We start from the raw sequence: 17,696 nt of genomic DNA, 5'->3' as shown, positions 1-17,696 counted from the left end.
GTACTAGTAAAAATAACAAATGGCTGCAGACGAAAAGTTTAGAGATTCTATTGGTACAATAGATACCGATGGTAAAAGAGCCTGGGTTTTTCCCAAAAAACCAAGTGGTAAATTTTACAAATATCGTAAATGGGTTAGTTATACGTTATTGTTGTTTTTACTAGTATCTCCGTTTATAAAAATAAATGGCAATCAGTTTATATTATTTAATGTAATAGATCGTCGTTTTAATATATTCGGATTTCCTTTTTGGCCACAAGATTTTCATTTGGTTGTAATCTCAATGATTATTGGTGTGGTTTTTATTGCCCTATTTACAGTAGCATTTGGTCGTATTTTTTGTGGATGGATGTGTCCACAAACTATATTTCTAGAAATGGTTTTTCGTAGAATAGAATATTGGATAGAAGGTGACCGTGGAGCTCAAATGCGTTTAGATAAACAAAAGTGGGATGCCGTTAAAATAAGAAAGAGAGTAACCAAGTGGATTATCTTTTTTATCATTTCATTTATTATAGCAAATGTGTTTTTAGCATATTTAATTGGGAGCGATAAGTTAATTAGTTACATCACAGACGGACCAATGTTGCATACAAGCACAATGATTTCGTTATTAATTTTTACTGGAGTTTTCTATTTTGTTTTTGCTTGGTTTAGAGAACAAGTATGTATTATAGCTTGCCCTTATGGACGTATGCAAGGTGTGCTTTTAGATAATAAATCTATAGTTGTTGCATACGATCATAAAAGAGGAGAAGGAGAAAACGGAAGAAAAAAGTTTAGAAAAAATGAAGATCGTTCTGCACTTGGTAACGGAGATTGTATAGATTGTTTTCAATGTGTAAATGTTTGTCCTACTGGTATAGATATTAGAAATGGTACGCAATTAGAGTGTGTTAACTGTACAGCTTGTATAGATGAGTGCGATACCATTATGGAGAAAGTAAACTTGCCAAAAGGTCTTATTAGATATGCAAGTGAAGATAATATAGAGAAAAAAGCAAAATTTAAGTTTACACCCAGACTTAAAGGGTATTCTGCTGTTTTGGTAATTTTAATAGGTTTGCTAATAGGAATGTTGTTTTTAAGGAATGATATAGAAGCTAACATTTTAAGGCTTCCAGGTCAGTTATACGAACATAAAGAAGGTAATATTATTAGTAATGTGTACACCTTTAAATTGGTAAATAAAACAAGTAAAGATGTAGAAGATGTTAACTTTAAATTATTGTCTCATAAAGGAACAATTAAGTTAGTTACACATCAAAATTTTAAAGTTCCAGCTCAAGAGTTAGCAGAAGGCACATTGTTTATAGAAATAAATAATGCAGCTTTAAATGGCGACAAGGACAAACTTAAGATTGGTGTATATAGTAAAGGAAAGTTAGTAGAAACAACTACAGCACGCTTTTTAGCGCCAAGAAGTTATAAATAAAACGAATAGTTATGAAAATAAATTGGGGAACAGGTATTGTACTAGCATTTTTAGCTTTCATAAGCTTTATTCTATATTTTGTTATTAGAATGAATTCTGAAAACAGAGCAAAGCACGATTTAGTTACTGAAGAATATTACAAAGCAGAGTTAGGCTACCAAAAAGAGTTGAATGATGCTACTAATGCTTATAAATTAACAAATAAACTTGTTGTAGAAAAAACAGAAGGTGGCTTGTTAATTGAATTTCCAAAAGATCAAGATTATAATAAAATAACAGGTAATGTGTCCCTATATAGACCATCTAATAAACAATTGGATTTTAACTTACCCATAAGTTTATCCAAAACACATTTGCTCATACCTGACAAACGTTTGTTAGATGGTCGATGGGACATTAAAATTACTTGGCAATACAATAAAGAAGAGTACTTACATAAACAAAGTATTACATATTAATTATGCTACTATCTGCTTTTATACTAGGGTTAATGGGGAGTCTGCACTGCGTTGGTATGTGTGGCCCTATTGCTTTTATGTTGCCAGTAGATAGACATAGTAAGTTTAAAAAAACAATTCAAATATTTATTTATCATTTTGGTAGATTACTAGCTTACGGAATAATAGGGCTTGTTTTTGGTTTACTTGGTAAAGGCTTGTATGTTTTTGGTTTACAGCAAAAATTATCCATATTTATTGGTGTTGTAATGATTGTTATCGTTCTAATTCCATCTAAAACATTAAACAAATACAATGTATCTAAGCCTATATATAAGCTTATTTCTAAGGTAAAATCTAGATTGGGGAAAGAACTTAAAAAAAGGACTCCAGATACTTTTTTAACCATTGGATTTTTAAATGGTTTTTTACCTTGTGGGTTGGTATATATGGCATTGTTTGGTGCTATAGCAATGGGTAATGCAGCACAAGGATCTTTATATATGATTCTTTTTGGGGCGGGTACTATACCACTTATGACTGTGGCCGTTTATTTTGGCGGAATGCTAAAAGGCGTGGCTCGTAAAAAAGTACAACAATTAATTCCTGTTTTTGTGGTCATAATTGGAGTGTTATTTATTCTTAGAGGCTTAGGCCTTGGTATACCTTATGTGTCTCCTAAGCCCGTAGTAGAAATGGTTTCTACAGATATGGAGTGCCACTAATTATTAAAAATTAAATTTATGAATATTGTTTCTGCAGCGCAAGCCGCAAAATCTATAGAATCTGGTAATAGAGTTTTTTTACAAGGTGCAGCAATGACGCCTAATGTATTAATAGATGCCTTATGTGAGCGATACAGTGAACTAGAAAACGTAGAAATTGTATCTATACACACAGAGGGCGAAGCAAAGTATGCACAAGAACCTTATAGCAATAGTTTTAAAATGAATAGTTGCTTTGTTGGTAGCAATGTTAGAAAACTAATAAACACCACTCAAGGAGATTATATTCCAATTTTTTTAAGTGAAATTAATCTCTTGTTTAGAAATGGTATTCTTCCGTTAGACGTTGCTGTTGTGCAAGTTTCACCTCCAGATAAACACGGGTATTGCTCTTTAGGGGTTTCTGTAGATATTACATTACCAGCGATACAAACAGCTAAAAAAGTAATAGCGCAAATTAATCCTTTTGTGCCAAGAACACACGGAGATGGTATTATACATATAAGTAATATAGACTGTGCTATAGAAGTTAATACGCCAATACATACGCACGGTATTATGCCAATATCTAGCATAGAACAAGAAATAGGAAAACACGTTGCTGGTTTAATAGAAGACGGTGCAACCTTGCAAATGGGTATTGGTAACATACCAAATGCTGTACTTAGTAATTTAGGTAACCACAAACGTTTGGGGATACATACAGAAATGTTTTCTGATGGTGTTTTACCTTTAATAGAAAGCGGCGTAATTACGGGTGAAGATAAGGTGGTAAAACACGGAAAAATTGTGACTTGTTTTGCTGTTGGTTCTCAAAAGTTATACGACTTTGTAGACGATAATCCGTTAGTGCATTTTAAAGAAGCAGCCTACACTAACGATACTTCTATTATACGTAGAAATCCAAAAGTTACAGCTATTAATAGTGCTATTGAAATAGATCTTACAGGTCAAATTTGTGCAGATACTATTGGTAGTAGACAGTATTCTGGTGTAGGCGGACAAATGGATTTTATACGTGGTGCATCTTTATCTAAAGGCGGTAAACCTATTTTTGCAATGCCATCTATTACTGCAAAAGGTATTTCTAAAATAACTCCGTTCTTAAAACAAGGAGCCGGAGTTACAACTACACGTGCACACGTACATTATGTAGCAACAGAATACGGAGTAGTTAACTTATATGGTAAAAATTTACAAGAAAGAGCCAAAGCATTAATCTCTATTGCACATCCTAATTTTAGAGAAGAATTAGAAAAAGAAGCATACAACCGTTTTAAAAATTAATTTTATAGATCGATAAAAACTTCTGGTTATTTTTTATTTTTAATGAAGAATGATGTTGCAAAAATATATAAAATTGCGATTACAATTAATAAACTGGCTAAGGCTAATAGTTTAAAATATGTATGTAGTAATGGTAAACTTTGCCAAATAATAAAGCCTTTATAAAATATAAGAGCTTCAGTTAATAAAAATCCTGAGAGGTATATATAATATGCTTTTTTCGGGATTTTTATCATTCTAAAATAATCTAGAAATAAGAATAAACAAATAGTTACTACGCCTAAAAATGTCCAGTGTAAATAACCAATAGTAAAATCTAAAATAGTCACTGCTAAATTAGCAAAATAGGGTAGTGCAGTTAGTAGTTGAAGTATCATTTTTAGCAATAAAAAGAAACAAACAGTTTTTAATAATGAGAACTGAAAACTAGAAAATAGAGCACTAATTTTTTCGCTGTTTTGTTTTAAAGAGTTAATTATTAGAAACAAACTATATAGCTGAAAAATAGCACCAATGCCACCAAGTATATATAAAATAATAGGTGGTTTTGTAAATAGTGTAGATAAAAAGAATGTTGCTATTATTCCGATATTTATACTGTAAAAAAAACGTTTAAAAACAGCTTTAGATACTTGTATATTTTGTTCTTCTAAAATGTACAGTAATATTCCTATTAAGGCTAAAATCATCCATCCGTTGTACTGAAAATGTAAATAGAAATAGATTGCCAGTCTGTACCAAATAGATGTAGCGCCAAGTGTAGTCATAATTCCGCCTAAAGCCCAAGGTCCTATACTAGAAATTACCACATACCAAAGCGCAGTATTAATGCAGTAATAAGAGTTTTGTTCTTTGTTTTCTGATGAAATATGCTTTTTAAAGAATATAAAAAACGAATAAGATGCTATTAAAAACAGAGTAGAAAATACAATTGAAAATAATGCGTATCCCTGAAAAGGAAACGAACAGAGCATACCAACTAAAGTAAGCTGTGTAAACCAGAATATGTAATTGTATTTTTTTTGTAGTTGTAATTTCTCTAAATACAACTTATAAATAATGGTGGTTAATGCAATGTATACCCAACCAAGTAATGCTATATGCGAGTGCGCGTGTACTACAAATTTAAAAGTAATTGGTATTTCTAAAACATAGAAAGAACGTAAAATTAACCCTAATAAAGCAGCTATTAAAAAATAACCTAATGCTAGTCTAGAATGATTTTTTAGATACTTCATTTTATATGTTTATTAGACTAAATATCTTTTTTTAAAAATAGACAAAGGCTGACTAAAATCATATAATAACATCTTTTATGTTCTCTATTTTGTGAAATGAATAAATAGAATTTCTAAAGTATAGATCATTTATGGATAATTACAATACAATTGCAACAAATAGCTTAAAAACACATTCTTTTCATATTCCGGTTATGGGTATTGGTTTTACCATAGATACGCCTTTAAAGGTCTCTAAGTATGGTATAGATTCTGTTATTTCTTTGGTAGATGATATTCTGTTAGAGAAGTTACGTAAAATGTACTGCGATAAATTTAATATGCAGTACATAGAAATATCTGAAAAAATAGAAGATTTTAGAGCAAAAAGAATAACATCTTATTTAGATATGGTGCACAGTATTTCTAATGCTAAGTTTGACGAGTTTAAAAACACCACAGTAAAAACAGCAAACAGTATTAAAAGTTTTTTTGATACGCTATCAGATATGTCTTCTGTAAAACAAGAATTTAAAAAATATAAAGATACTGTAGATTTAGATGCTATAAAAAGCTGGGTAAAAGACCATATGGTTATGGGTAGTATAGATGTAAATATTATGACCAAGGTAGATAAAGAGAATTATATTAAAAAAGAAAAACTACCAACAGAATATAACGATGCACACGCTGCACTTCGTGGTTTTGCTAATAGCACATTAAGTTCCTCTGTTATTCTTTCTGCTGGGATGAATCCTAGGTTGTATAGCTATTTAGAAAACTTTGAAGATTTTTACCCAGATGCAAATGGAAACATAAAAAAGAAAATTGTTTTAAAAGTAAGCGATTATCGTTCTGCTTTAATTCAAGGTAAATTTTTAGCTAAAAAAGGTCTTTGGGTGTCAGAATATAGAATAGAATCTGGCTTAAATTGTGGCGGACATGCATTTGCTACAGATGGGTATTTAATGGGGCCTATTTTAGAGCAATTTAAAATAAATAGAAACGAGCTAATAGAAACAGTGCATAAAATACTAGTAAAGTCATTAAGTGATAAAAACAAGACTGTTCCTACATCTTATTTACAACTAAAAATTAGTGCACAAGGCGGTGTTGGTACAGCAGAAGAACACCAGTTTATAGTAGATTATTACAATGTAGATTCTGTTGGTTGGGGATCTCCTTTTTTATTAGTGCCAGAAGCAACAACGGTAGATAAAGCAACTTTAAATAGATTAAAAGAAGCCAAAGAAGAAGACTTGTATTTAAGTAATACGTCTCCGTTGGGAGTTCCTTTTCATAGTTTAAAAGGGAATACTAAAGATCAAGAAAAACAGCAATTAATTAATAAGGGTAGGCCAGGTAGCTCTTGTCCAAAAAAGTTTGTGGCTCTTAATAAAGATTTTTCAGATAAAGGTATTTGTACAGCATCTAGAGAATATCAATATTTAAAAATAAAAGACTTAGATAAAGAAGGTTTGTCTAGTCCGGAGTATCAATTAAAGTATAATAAAATTATAGAAAAATCTTGTACTTGCGTTGGCTTAGGTACTTCTGCTTTGTTAGCATACGGATTAGATACAAAGACAGAGGGCGACGGCGTTTCTGTTTGTCCAGGTCCTAATATGGCATATTTTTCTAAGGAAATGAACCTGTCTGAAATGATAGATCATATATACGGTAAGGCCAATGTAATTGCCAGAACAGATAGACCAAATGTTTTTATAAAAGAACTTGGTATTTATATAAAATATGTAAACGATAAATTAGAAGAAAGTAAAAAAAATACAACCGATAAGCAACGTAAATATTTAAACGTGTTTTTAAATAACTTAAAGGAAGGTGCATTGTATTACCAAACATTGTTTACTACATCTGGTAAAGCGTTTAAGGAGAATAAGGATAAAATTATAGACGATTTACATAAAAGTTTAAAAGTTCTAGAGGTATTAGAATTGGAAGTGAAGAGCCTGTAGGTTTATTAAATAGTTGAGATATAATTATATAGGTGTATACAAAATAAGAAATGTGAATATGCGTTTTTAAGAGAGTAATAACAGTTACCATTCTTTTTTTTAGTAATTTTGTGACTAATATGAAACAAGTATTCCATAAAATAATGTCTAGCTTGCTGGCTATTGTAGTTTTATTTTCTACAATGTCCTTTGCTATAGATATGCATTATTGTGGCGATATTTTAGTAGAAACAGCTGTTTTTCAAAAGGTAGAAGGTTGTGGTATGGAAATGCAAAATCCACAAACTAAAGAGTGTTCTATTACAAAGAAAAGTTGCTGTACAGATGAGCAACTGGTTATAGACGGACAAGATGATTTACAATTGTCTTTAGACACGATCTCTTTTGAACAGCACATATTTATTACTTCGTTTGTATACACCTACATTTCTTTATTTGAAAATTTAGAAGAGAATGTAACCTTATATACAAAATACAATCCTCCACTCGTCGTCAAAGATATTTTTAAGTTAGACGAGACTTATCTAATCTGATTTTTTTAGTAGTTGGTTATAATGCAAAGCTTTTTGTGCTAAGCCTTTATGTTTAGAAGTTAACTTTTTTATAAAGCACTTCTTGGTATCTAATACCTTGTATTCACTACTAAAATTTTAAAATCAATGCTAAATAGAAGCATCAAATTTCTAATAGAAAATAAGCTTGTAGCTGTTTTGTTACTTGTTCTTTTTATAGGTTGGGGAACAGTAAATGCACCATTTAATTGGAATACAGGTTTTTTGCCAAGTAATCCGGTAGCTGTAGATGCTATACCAGATATTGGTGAGAACCAGCAAATTGTGTATACCAAATGGGATGGTCGTTCACCACAAGATATAGAAGACCAAATTACATACCCGCTAACTGCTTCTTTGTTAGGTATTCCTGGAGTAAAAACCATTCGTAGTTCATCTATGTTTGGATTTTCTAATATTTACATCATTTTTGAGGAGGATGTAGAGTTTTACTGGAGTCGTAGTAGAATTTTAGAGAAACTAAACTCTTTGCCAAGTAATTTATTGCCAGAAGGTGTAAACCCTTCTTTGGGGCCAGATGCAACAGGTTTGGGGCAAGTATATTGGTATACACTAGAAGGCAGAGATAAAGACGGTAATGTTACTGGCGGTTGGGATTTAAACGAGCTTAGAAGTGTACAGGATTATTACGTAAAGTTTGCGCTGTCTTCTGCAAGTGGTGTGTCTGAGGTAGCCTCTATTGGTGGTTACGTACAAGAATACCAGATAGATGTTGATCCTGAATTAATGCGTCAATACAATATTGGTTTAGATAAGGTTGTAAAAGCGGTAAAAGACAGTAATAAGGACATTGGTGCGCAGACTTTAGAAATTAATAAAGTCGAGTATTTAGTTCGTGGTTTAGGATATGTAAAGTCTGTAGAAGATATAGAGAATGCAGTTGTTAGTTCTGTTAACTACACCGCTATAAAAATAAAAGACATTGCTAAAGTAGCTTTAGGTCCTGCTGCACGTAGAGGTATTTTAGACAAAGAAGGAGCTGAGGTTGCGGGTGGAGTTGTAGTTGCGCGTTATGGTGCTAACCCAATGGAGGTTATTACCAATGTAAAAGAAAAAATAAATGAACTTAGTGCAGGTTTGCCATCTAAGGTTCTAAAAGATGGTAAAACATCACAATTAACTATAGTTCCTTTTTATGATAGAAGTGAGCTTATACAAGAAACACTAAGCACCTTAAATGAAGCTTTAACACTAGAAATACTAATTACTATTTTAGTAATTATTGTAATGGTGTTTAACCTTAGGGCATCTGTTCTTATTTCAGGTTTGCTGCCAGTTGCGGTTTTAATGGTTTTTGTAGCTATGAAACTTTTTAATGTAGACGCTAATATTGTAGCACTTTCTGGTATTGCAATTGCCATTGGTACAATGGTAGATGTAGGTGTTATTTTATCAGAAAATATTATAAGACATATAGATGAGGAAGATCTTAGAGTTAAAAATGAAAAGTTAAAAGTTATCCCTATAAATATTGATGAAGAAAAATTATCAATCAATCAAATTGTATACAATGCTACGGCAGAGGTTTCCGGAGCAATTGTAACCGCTGTATTAACCACAATAATTAGTTTTTTACCTGTTTTTACAATGCTAGGAGCAGAGGGTAAATTATTTAGACCATTGGCTTTTACCAAAACATTTGCGCTTATTGCGGCATTGGTTATAGCGTTATTCTTAATTCCACCATTTGCAGCATCAATATTTAAAAAAGTCAACCTTAAAAAAACAGTATTTAATGTTTTAAATGCATTATTAATTGTTGTTGGTAGTGCAATACTAATATATGGATATTGGATAGGTGCTTTACTTATAGGCTTTGGTCTTACTGCTTTTTTGTTTGCTTTCTCACATCAAAAAGAATATAGAATATCGTTTTTCAATTTCAATTTCAATTTTAGAATTAATAAGAATACGGTAAATATAATATTGTCTTGTGTTGCTATTGTGTTTTTACTAGCAGAACATTGGAGACCATTAGGTGTTGGTAATAGTATATTTTTAAACCTTCTATTTGTTTCTATTATTTGTTTTGGCTTGTTAGGTGTATTTAGTGTTTTTCAAAAATACTACAAGCAAATTTTACAATGGGCGTTACAAAACAGACTGTTATTTTTATCAATTCCTTTAACGTTAGTTGTTTTTGGATTTTTCATTCTTAAAAATACAGGTAAAGAGTTTATGCCGTCTTTAAATGAAGGTTCGTTTTTATTAATGCCTACATCTATGCCGCATTCTGGCGTAGAAGAAAATAAACGTGTTTTGCAGCAGTTAGATATGGCTGTGGCTGGTATTCCAGAGATTAAAACTGTAGTAGGTAAAGCTGGTAGAACAGAATCTGCTTTAGACCCTGCACCTTTATCTATGTACGAGAATATAATTCAGTATAAACCAGAATATATGCTGAATGAAAAAGGAGAACGGCAACGTTACAAAGTAAATGATGATGGTGATTTTGTTCTAAAAAACGGAATGTTATTACGTGTAGAAGAACGTGAGATTTGGGAATCCATCAACTTAAAACAGCAATTAATTCCAGATAATAGTGGAGAGCTTTTTCGTAATTGGAGACCAAAAATTAAGAGTCCAGATGATATTTGGGACGAGATTGTTAGAGTTACTAAATTACCAGGAGTAACCTCTGCACCAAAGCTGCAACCTATAGAAACTCGTCTAGTAATGCTGCAAACAGGTATGCGTGCACCAATGGGCATAAAAGTAAAAGGTCAAGATTTAAAAGAGATAGAAGCTTTTGGTATTCAGTTAGAGGGTATTTTAAAACAAGCAGAAGGTGTAAAAGTAGAAGCTGTTTTTGCAGATCGTATTGTAGGTAAGCCTTATTTGTTAATAGATATTGATAGAGAAAAAATAGCGCGCTACGGTATTTCTATAGAAAATGTGCAAAGCGTTTTACAGGTTGCCGTTGGTGGTATGGTATTAACCAAAACAGTAGAAGGTCGCGAGCGTTATGGTGTTCGTGTGCGTTACCCAAGAGAGCTGCGTAGCAATCCGGAGGATTTAAAAAATATTTATGTTCCAGTAGAAAAAGGAAGTCCAGTTCCGTTAAGCGAATTGGCAAGTATAACCTATGAGCAAGGGCCACAAGTTATAAAGAGTGAAGACACTTTTTTGGTTGGTTATGTTTTGTTTGATAAACTAGACGGTTTTGCAGAGGTAAATGTTGTAGAAAATGCGCAAGAGTTAATAGAAAGTAAAATTAGTACGGGAGAATTGGTTGTGCCAAAAGGAATAAATTACCAATTTACGGGAACGTACGAAAATCAGATACGTGCAGAAAAAACGTTGTCTGTTGTTGTGCCATTGGCGTTGGTAATTATTTTTCTAATTCTGTATTTTCAGTTTAGATCGGTGACTACTTCATTAATGATTTTTACAGGAATTACAGTTGCTTTTGCAGGTGGTTTTATAATGATGTGGCTATATGGTCAAGATTGGTTTTTTAATTTTAGTCTATTTGGAGAAAATTTAAGAGACTTATTTAATATGAAAACTATTAATTTAAGTGTAGCAGTTTGGGTTGGTTTTATTGCATTATTTGGTATAGCTACAGATGATGGTGTTGTAATGGCAACATACCTTACACAGACTTTTAATAAAGAAACCCCAACAACTAAAAACGAAATTAGACTAGCAACTTTAGAAGCAGCAGGAAAACGTATTAGACCTTGTTTAATGACAACCGTTACAACTGTTTTAGCATTGTTACCAGTACTTACGTCTACTGGTAGAGGTAGTGATATTATGATTCCTATGGCGATTCCAATTTTTGGTGGAATGATAATAGATATAACATCCTATTTTATTGTTCCGGTTTTATATAGTTGGAGAGAAGAAGCAAAGTTGAAAGAAAAAATATTACAATAGAAATGAAAAATAACAATCATAATATCACAAGCAAAGTCATTTTTTTTAGTTTTTCACTTTTAGTTTTTCACTTAAGTAATGGTCAGAAATTAGAAACATACATAAATGAAGCTTTGGAGAACAGTCCGGAGATTCAGAAGTATCAGTTGCGTTATGGTATTGCATTAGAAAAGGTAAACGAATCTAATACATTGACAAGTACAGATTTCTCTGCGGGTTATTTTGTGAGCGAGCCAGAGACAAAAACAGGTCCGCAACGCTTTAAATTATCGGCAAAGCAAATGTTGCCTTGGTTTGGTACTATTACTGCTAGAGAAAATTATGCAACTTCATTAGTAGATGCAACCTTTGAAGATGTGGTTATAGCAAAGCGTAAATTAGTGGTTTCAGTAACACAGTCGTACTATAACCTTTATGCCTTAAAAGCAAAACAGGCAGTTTTAAAAGAGAATTTTGAATTGCTAAAAACGTATGAAACTCTAGCTTTATCTTCTGTAGAAACAGGTGCTGCATCTGCGGTAGATGTGTTGCGTTTACAAATGAGGCAAAACGAGATAGAACAACTAAGACAAGTTTTAGAACAGCAATATGTAGGAGAACAAACTGTGTTTAATAAATTATTAAATAGAGATAAAAAAGAAGTGGTTAATGTAGCAGAAACATTATTTCTTCCGACTAATGATATGCAAATTGTAGATGAAGATTTTACGTTGCATCCAGAATTAATTAAGTATGATAAGCTGTATCAATCTATAGAAAAATCTGAATTGTTAAACCAGAAAGAACGTAAGCCTTTAGTGGGTTTTGGAGTAGATTATATAGCCGTTACAGAATTACCTAATCAGAATTTTACAGACAACGGTAAAGATGTATTAATGCCAATGGTAGCGTTATCTATTCCTATTTTTAATAAAAGTTATAAATCTAAAACAAAACAAAATAAGCTTTTGCAACAAGAAATTGCACAGCAAAAACAAGAACGATTAAATATTTTAGAAACACAATTAAGTAAAGCGGTAACAAATTTAAATGCGGCTAAAATTAATTACAACACACAACTTAAGAATATACAGCAAGCCAAAGATGCAGAAGAAATTTTAATAAGGAGTTACGAGACAGGAACAATAGATTTTAATGACGTATTAGATGTGCAAGAACTACAATTAAAGTTTCAGATAAATCAGATTGATGCAGTCTATAACTATTATTTACAATTTGCAATAATTAACTATTTAACACAGTAATAATGGAAACTATCTATATAAAAAATATGGTTTGTAATCGTTGTATTGTATCAGTTTTAAATATTTTTAAGACTGAAGATTACACTGTGGAATCCTTAAAATTAGGAGAGGTTGTAGCTATTAAAGGGCTAAAAAGTGAGTTTAGTAATTTAAGCAATGCTCTTGAAAAAGCTGGTTTTAAAATTATAGAGAATGATAATGATGCTTTAATAGAAAAAATAAAGGTTGCTCTAATTCATAAAATTGAAATAGGAGAAACTGCGAATTTGTTTCAGGCATTAGCAGAGAAATTTGGAAAAACAGAAGCCGCTCTAAGTAAACTTTTTAGTAAATCTGAAGGTTTAACTTTAGAGAAATACACCATCAACCTAAAAATTGAAAAAGTAAAAGAGCACATACAATTAGGGCAGTTAAATTTTTCTGAAATAGCCTATAGTTTAAATTATAAGACAAGTAGCCATTTGGCAAGGCAATTTAAGACTGTTACAGGAATGTCTATGAGCGATTATAAAAGCTTAGGAAGTTGGGATAGAAAAACGTTAGACAGAATTGTATAAATAAGAATCGGAATTGTGAAAACCAAAGAAGAAGTATCTATTTAATTTTGTAGTATAAAAAGAAGACAAAATGAAACATACATATCACATACACGGAATGACTTGTAATGGTTGTCGTGGTCACGTAGAAGAAATACTTTCTAATATAGACGGAGTAACTAATGCAGCAGTTAATTTAGAAAAATCTGAAGCTGTTATAGAGATGGAATCTTATATAGCATTAGAAACTTTATCAGAAGCATTAAAAAACGATGGCGGCAGATATAGCATACATAATGTAGGTGAGCACGTGCATACTCCTAAAAAAGAAACACAACCTAAAGGGCAAGGAACAGGTGTTTTTTATTGTCCAATGCATTGTGAAGAAGATAAAACATATGATGAGGCTGGTGACTGTCCAGTTTGTGGTATGGACTTGGTAGAGGAACAGAACTTAAATGCTGTTGCAGAACAACAATATACCTGTCCCATGCACCCAGAAGTTGTAAAAGATGAACCTGGAGATTGCCCTATTTGTGGTATGGACTTAGTGCCAATGGCACCTAGTCTTTCTGCTGAAGAAAAAACATACAACAAGCTAATTCGTAAGTTTTGGATAGCACTAGGGTTTACATTGCCTATTTTTTTAATAGCAATGAGCGAGATGCTCCCTAATAACCCATTGTACACTATTCTAGATCAAAAATATTGGAATTGGGTGCAATTAGTATTATCTGTTCCTGTTGTTTTTTATGCAACTTGGATGTTTTTTGAGCGTGCTTACAGAAGTGTAAAAACGTGGAATCTAAATATGTTTACGCTAATTGGTATTGGTGCAGGTGTAGCTTGGTTGTTTAGTGTTTTTGGTTTGTTAATGCCAGATTTTTTTCCGGCCGAGTTTAAAACAGAAAGCGGTGCAGTACACGTTTATTTTGAAGCTGCTACTGTAATATTAACGCTAGTTTTAATGGGACAAGTGTTAGAGGCGCGTGCGCATAGTAAAACAAATGCAGCAGTAAAAGAGTTGCTTAAGCTAGCACCTAACAAAGCAGTTAAAGTTGTAAACGGAGTAGAAGAAGAGGTTTCTGTAAATGCCGTTGAAAAAGGCGATATTTTAAGAGTTAAACCAGGTGAAAAAATACCGGTAGATGGTTTTATTACTGAAGGAAAAACAACGGTAGATGAATCTATGATTTCTGGCGAACCAATTGCAGTGAGTAAAACTGTAAAAGATGAGGTTAGCAGTGGAACTATTAACGGTAATCAATCATTTTTAATGCAAGCAGAAAAAGTTGGTGCAGATACATTGCTTTCTCAGATTGTAAAAATGGTGAATGATGCTAGTCGTAGTCGTGCTCCAATTCAGAAATTAGCAGATAAAGTATCTGGTTACTTTGTGCCAATTGTGGTATTTATTTCTATAGTTACATTTATTCTTTGGGCAGTTTTTGGTCCAGATCCAGCATACGTCTTTGCATTGGTAAATTCTATTGCCGTTTTAATTATTGCTTGCCCTTGTGCGTTAGGTTTAGCAACGCCTATGTCTATTATGGTGGGTGTTGGTAAAGGAGCACAAAACGGTGTCTTAATTAAAAATGCAGAGGCTTTAGAATTAATGAATAAAGTAGATACATTAATTGTAGACAAAACAGGAACCATTACAGAAGGTAAACCTACAGTAGAAAAAGTAGGTAGTTTTTCAGCTGATTTTAGTACAGATAAAATTACACAGTATATCGCTTCTTTAAACAATTCTAGTGAGCATCCTTTAGCAGAGGCTACTGTAAATTATGGTAAAGAAAATGCTGTTGAAGTTTTAAAGATAGATGAATTTAATGCTGTAACAGGTAAAGGTGTAGAAGGTATTGTAGCTGCTAAAAAAGTAAGCTTAGGTAATGCTAAAATGATGGAGTTTGCCAATGCTGTTATTTCTCCTGCAATGGAAGAAGAAGTAAAAGTGTTTCAAAAACAAGGAAAAACTGTTTCTTATGTAGCCATAAAGACTTCTGTTATTGGGTATGTTGTTATATCCGATAAAATTAAAGAAACTAGTGCTAAGGCTATTAAAGAATTACAAGATAAAGGTATTGCTGTAATTATGCTTACAGGTGATAATTATGACACAGCAAAGGCTGTAGCAGACGCACTTAATTTAACCTCTTTTAAAGCTGGTATGTTACCACAAAATAAGTTAGAAGAAGTTGAAAAACTACAAAAGCAAGGTAAAATAGTAGCTATGGCTGGTGATGGTATTAATGATGCTCCTGCTTTAGCAAAAAGTAATGTTGGTATAGCAATGGGTACAGGTACAGATGTAGCTATAGAGAGCGCAATGATTACACTTGTAAAAGGAGATTTACACGGTATAGTTAAAGCACATAATTTAAGTGATGCTGTGCTTAAAAATATAAAACAGAACTTATTCTTTGCGCTAATCTATAATACTATTGGTGTGCCAATTGCTGCAGGTGTTTTATATCCTGTTTTTGGGTTGTTATTATCTCCAATGATAGCTGCTTTGGCTATGAGTTTTAGTTCGGTTTCTGTAATTGCAAATGCATTGCGATTAAAAAATATAAAAATATAGATGATGAAAAAATATCTAGTGTATGCGGTTATTTTAGTTGTGGGTCTTTTGTTGGGGAAACTTTTTTTTGGTGGAGCGACAGGAGTACAAGAAGCTAAAGATAGTCATAACCATAATGAAGCTTCGGTGGTTAACGAAATGTGGACGTGCTCTATGCATCCGCAGATTATGCAACCAGAAGCTGGCGATTGTCCTATTTGTGGTATGGATTTAATTCCTGCAGAAACTAGTGCAGAAGGTTTGTTAGCAGATCAATTTAAGCTTACAAAAAATGCAATGGCTTTAGCCAATATAGAAACTACAGTTGTTGGGCAAAGTAATGCCGATGGCAATGATGGTATAACCTTATCTGGTAAGGTTGTAATTAATGATGATGAGACGGCTATACAACCAGCTCATTTTAATGGTAGAATAGAAAAGCTATATGTTACCTCTCTAGGTGAAAAAGTAAGTAGAGGGCAGGCTGTTGCTAAAATATATTCGCCCGAGTTAATTGCAGCTCAACAAGAGTTAATTACGGCATACAAATTAAGAGCGTCCCAGCCACAATTATATAAAGCTGTACAAACAAAATTTAAAAACTGGAAAGTACACGGGCCACAACTAGATGAGGTTGTAAAAACAGGCAATGTAAAAACGAGTTTTACAATATACTCTCACGTGTCTGGTGTGGTAACAGAAATTACGGTGAGTGATGGTGCTCATATTATGGATGGTAAACCTATTTTTAAAGTATCTAACTTAAATACGGTTTGGGCAAATTTTGATGTGTACGAAAATCAAATCTCATTATTTAAAAAAGGCCAAGATATTAAAGTGGTAACCAAAGCATATCCTAATAAAGTTTTTAATGCAAAAGTGTCTTATATAGACCCAATTTTAAATTCGCAAACTAGAACAGTAACACTTAGAGCTATTTTGAGTAATAAAGACAATGTGTTTAAACCTGGAATGTTTGTAGAAGGCAAAATACAAACAGGTACAGAGACAACAAAACAAGTTGTAGTTGTGCCTGTTTCAGCAGTTTTATGGACAGGCAAACGTTCTGTGGTATATACCAAGGCTACGTCTAATGAACCTATTTTTGAAATGAAAGAAATAGAACTAGGCTCTAAAGTTGGAGCTAATTATGAAGTTGTAAGCGGATTAAATAATGGCGATGAGGTTGTAACCAATGGAGCTTTTACTGTAGATGCTGCAGCACAGTTACAAGGGAAAAAATCTATGATGAATAAGTCAGGAGGAAAAACAATTACAGGGCACGAAAGTCATATGAAAATGAAATCTGATAAAGTCGCTAAAAATGTAAGGATTAAAGTGTCTAAAGATTTTCAAGATGAGCTAGCAGCTGTTTTAGAATCTTATATTTTAGTGAAAGATGATTTAATTAATGAGAACGTAGCAGCATCAACCAAGAATGCAAAAGAAATGCTTCAGCAAATAGAAAAAGTAAATTTAAATCTTTTAAAAACTGAAGACGCTCGTAAAAAAGGAGAATTGTTTATCAGTCCCATAAAAAAAGAAACTCAGCTTTTTGTAGTATCAGAAGATATAAAAGAACAACGTAAGCATTTTAAAAATATATCAGCAAAACTATTAAGTTCTATAGAAGTTTTTGGAGTGAATAAAAAAATATACAGCCATTTTTGTCCAATGGCAGACAGTAATAAAGGTGCTTTTTGGTTAAGTAAAGAAGATAGTGTTGTTAATCCGTATTTTGGAGAAGCAATGCTTAATTGTGGAGAAATTAATCAAATTGTAGAATAAGAAAACAAAAATAATTATATTAACAACTAAA

Annotated in this window: 12 protein-coding genes; 11 read left to right on the top strand and 1 reads right to left on the bottom strand. The window is 32.4% G+C overall.

What is annotated here, in order from left to right; all coding sequences use genetic code 11:
• Positions 1-19 precede the first annotated feature (19 nt).
• The 4 genes from ccoG to BT107_RS08110 are packed head-to-tail and all read left to right on the top strand — an operon-like array spanning position 20 to position 3,884.
• Entirely contained in the window at positions 20-1,435 is a 1,416-nt protein-coding gene (gene ccoG, locus BT107_RS08125; protein WP_072303291.1) for a cytochrome c oxidase accessory protein CcoG, read from the top strand.
• A gap of 11 nt (positions 1,436-1,446) precedes the next feature.
• Positions 1,447-1,893 (top strand): FixH family protein, encoded by a 447-nt coding sequence (locus BT107_RS08120; RefSeq protein ID WP_072303290.1) that lies wholly within the window; start codon positions 1,447-1,449, stop codon positions 1,891-1,893.
• A gap of 2 nt (positions 1,894-1,895) precedes the next feature.
• Positions 1,896-2,597 carry a sulfite exporter TauE/SafE family protein gene (locus BT107_RS08115; RefSeq protein WP_072303289.1) on the top strand — a complete coding sequence of 234 codons (702 nt, stop codon included), beginning with the start codon at positions 1,896-1,898 and terminating at the stop codon, positions 2,595-2,597.
• An 18-nt stretch (positions 2,598-2,615) separates the two neighbouring features.
• Entirely contained in the window at positions 2,616-3,884 is a 1,269-nt protein-coding gene (locus BT107_RS08110; protein WP_072303288.1) for an acetyl-CoA hydrolase/transferase family protein, read from the top strand.
• 26 nt (positions 3,885-3,910) lie between these two features.
• Here the strand turns inward: BT107_RS08110 and BT107_RS08105 are convergent, their stop codons facing one another.
• The gene (locus BT107_RS08105) at positions 3,911-5,122 is read right to left on the bottom strand and encodes a hypothetical protein (RefSeq protein WP_072303287.1); all 1,212 of its coding nucleotides are present in this window, start codon (positions 5,120-5,122) and stop codon (positions 3,911-3,913) included.
• A gap of 131 nt (positions 5,123-5,253) precedes the next feature.
• Between BT107_RS08105 and BT107_RS08100 the strand changes: the two genes are divergently transcribed.
• The 7 genes from BT107_RS08100 to BT107_RS08070 all read left to right on the top strand — a co-directional run bounded on the left by BT107_RS08100 (position 5,254) and on the right by BT107_RS08070 (position 17,665).
• On the top strand, positions 5,254-7,077 hold the full coding sequence (locus BT107_RS08100; RefSeq protein WP_072303286.1) for a hypothetical protein: 1,824 nt from the start codon (positions 5,254-5,256) through the stop codon (positions 7,075-7,077).
• 119 nt (positions 7,078-7,196) lie between these two features.
• Positions 7,197-7,610 carry an HYC_CC_PP family protein gene (locus BT107_RS08095; protein ID WP_072303285.1) on the top strand — a complete coding sequence of 138 codons (414 nt, stop codon included), beginning with the start codon at positions 7,197-7,199 and terminating at the stop codon, positions 7,608-7,610.
• Positions 7,611-7,736: 126 nt separating this feature from the next.
• On the top strand, positions 7,737-11,531 hold the full coding sequence (locus tag BT107_RS08090; RefSeq protein ID WP_072303284.1) for an efflux RND transporter permease subunit: 3,795 nt from the start codon (positions 7,737-7,739) through the stop codon (positions 11,529-11,531).
• A gap of 2 nt (positions 11,532-11,533) precedes the next feature.
• Positions 11,534-12,775: a TolC family protein gene (locus tag BT107_RS08085; protein ID WP_072303784.1), complete on the top strand. Its 1,242-nt coding sequence runs from the start codon at positions 11,534-11,536 to the stop codon at positions 12,773-12,775.
• A gap of 2 nt (positions 12,776-12,777) precedes the next feature.
• Positions 12,778-13,332, top strand: a complete 555-nt coding sequence (locus BT107_RS08080; protein WP_072303283.1) for a helix-turn-helix domain-containing protein — start codon at positions 12,778-12,780, stop codon at positions 13,330-13,332.
• Positions 13,333-13,402: 70 nt separating this feature from the next.
• Positions 13,403-15,898: a heavy metal translocating P-type ATPase gene (locus BT107_RS08075; RefSeq protein WP_072303282.1), complete on the top strand. Its 2,496-nt coding sequence runs from the start codon at positions 13,403-13,405 to the stop codon at positions 15,896-15,898.
• 3 nt (positions 15,899-15,901) lie between these two features.
• On the top strand, positions 15,902-17,665 hold the full coding sequence (locus BT107_RS08070; RefSeq protein WP_072303783.1) for an efflux RND transporter periplasmic adaptor subunit: 1,764 nt from the start codon (positions 15,902-15,904) through the stop codon (positions 17,663-17,665).
• The last annotated feature ends 31 nt before the right edge of the window (positions 17,666-17,696 follow it).

This window comes from Cellulophaga fucicola, assembly GCF_900119145.1.
In the GTDB taxonomy this organism is placed as follows: domain Bacteria; phylum Bacteroidota; class Bacteroidia; order Flavobacteriales; family Flavobacteriaceae; genus Cellulophaga; species Cellulophaga fucicola.
The sequence above is the reverse complement of the archived record's forward strand: the minus strand, read 5'-3'. Positions and strand labels throughout refer to the sequence as shown.

What these genes read in the sequence shown, in the direction of transcription:
- ccoG (WP_072303291.1), top strand. Translation starts at nt 20, where the DNA reads ATGGCTGCAGACGAAAAGTTTAGAGATTCTATTGGTACAATAGATACC.
- BT107_RS08120 (WP_072303290.1), top strand. Translation starts at nt 1,447, where the DNA reads ATGAAAATAAATTGGGGAACAGGTATTGTACTAGCATTTTTAGCTTTC.
- BT107_RS08115 (WP_072303289.1), top strand. Translation starts at nt 1,896, where the DNA reads ATGCTACTATCTGCTTTTATACTAGGGTTAATGGGGAGTCTGCACTGC.
- BT107_RS08110 (WP_072303288.1), top strand. Translation starts at nt 2,616, where the DNA reads ATGAATATTGTTTCTGCAGCGCAAGCCGCAAAATCTATAGAATCTGGT.
- BT107_RS08105 (WP_072303287.1), bottom strand. Translation starts at nt 5,122, where the DNA reads ATGAAGTATCTAAAAAATCATTCTAGACTAGCATTAGGTTATTTTTTA.
- BT107_RS08100 (WP_072303286.1), top strand. Translation starts at nt 5,254, where the DNA reads ATGGATAATTACAATACAATTGCAACAAATAGCTTAAAAACACATTCT.
- BT107_RS08095 (WP_072303285.1), top strand. Translation starts at nt 7,197, where the DNA reads ATGAAACAAGTATTCCATAAAATAATGTCTAGCTTGCTGGCTATTGTA.
- BT107_RS08090 (WP_072303284.1), top strand. Translation starts at nt 7,737, where the DNA reads ATGCTAAATAGAAGCATCAAATTTCTAATAGAAAATAAGCTTGTAGCT.
- BT107_RS08085 (WP_072303784.1), top strand. Translation starts at nt 11,534, where the DNA reads ATGAAAAATAACAATCATAATATCACAAGCAAAGTCATTTTTTTTAGT.
- BT107_RS08080 (WP_072303283.1), top strand. Translation starts at nt 12,778, where the DNA reads ATGGAAACTATCTATATAAAAAATATGGTTTGTAATCGTTGTATTGTA.
- BT107_RS08075 (WP_072303282.1), top strand. Translation starts at nt 13,403, where the DNA reads ATGAAACATACATATCACATACACGGAATGACTTGTAATGGTTGTCGT.
- BT107_RS08070 (WP_072303783.1), top strand. Translation starts at nt 15,902, where the DNA reads ATGAAAAAATATCTAGTGTATGCGGTTATTTTAGTTGTGGGTCTTTTG.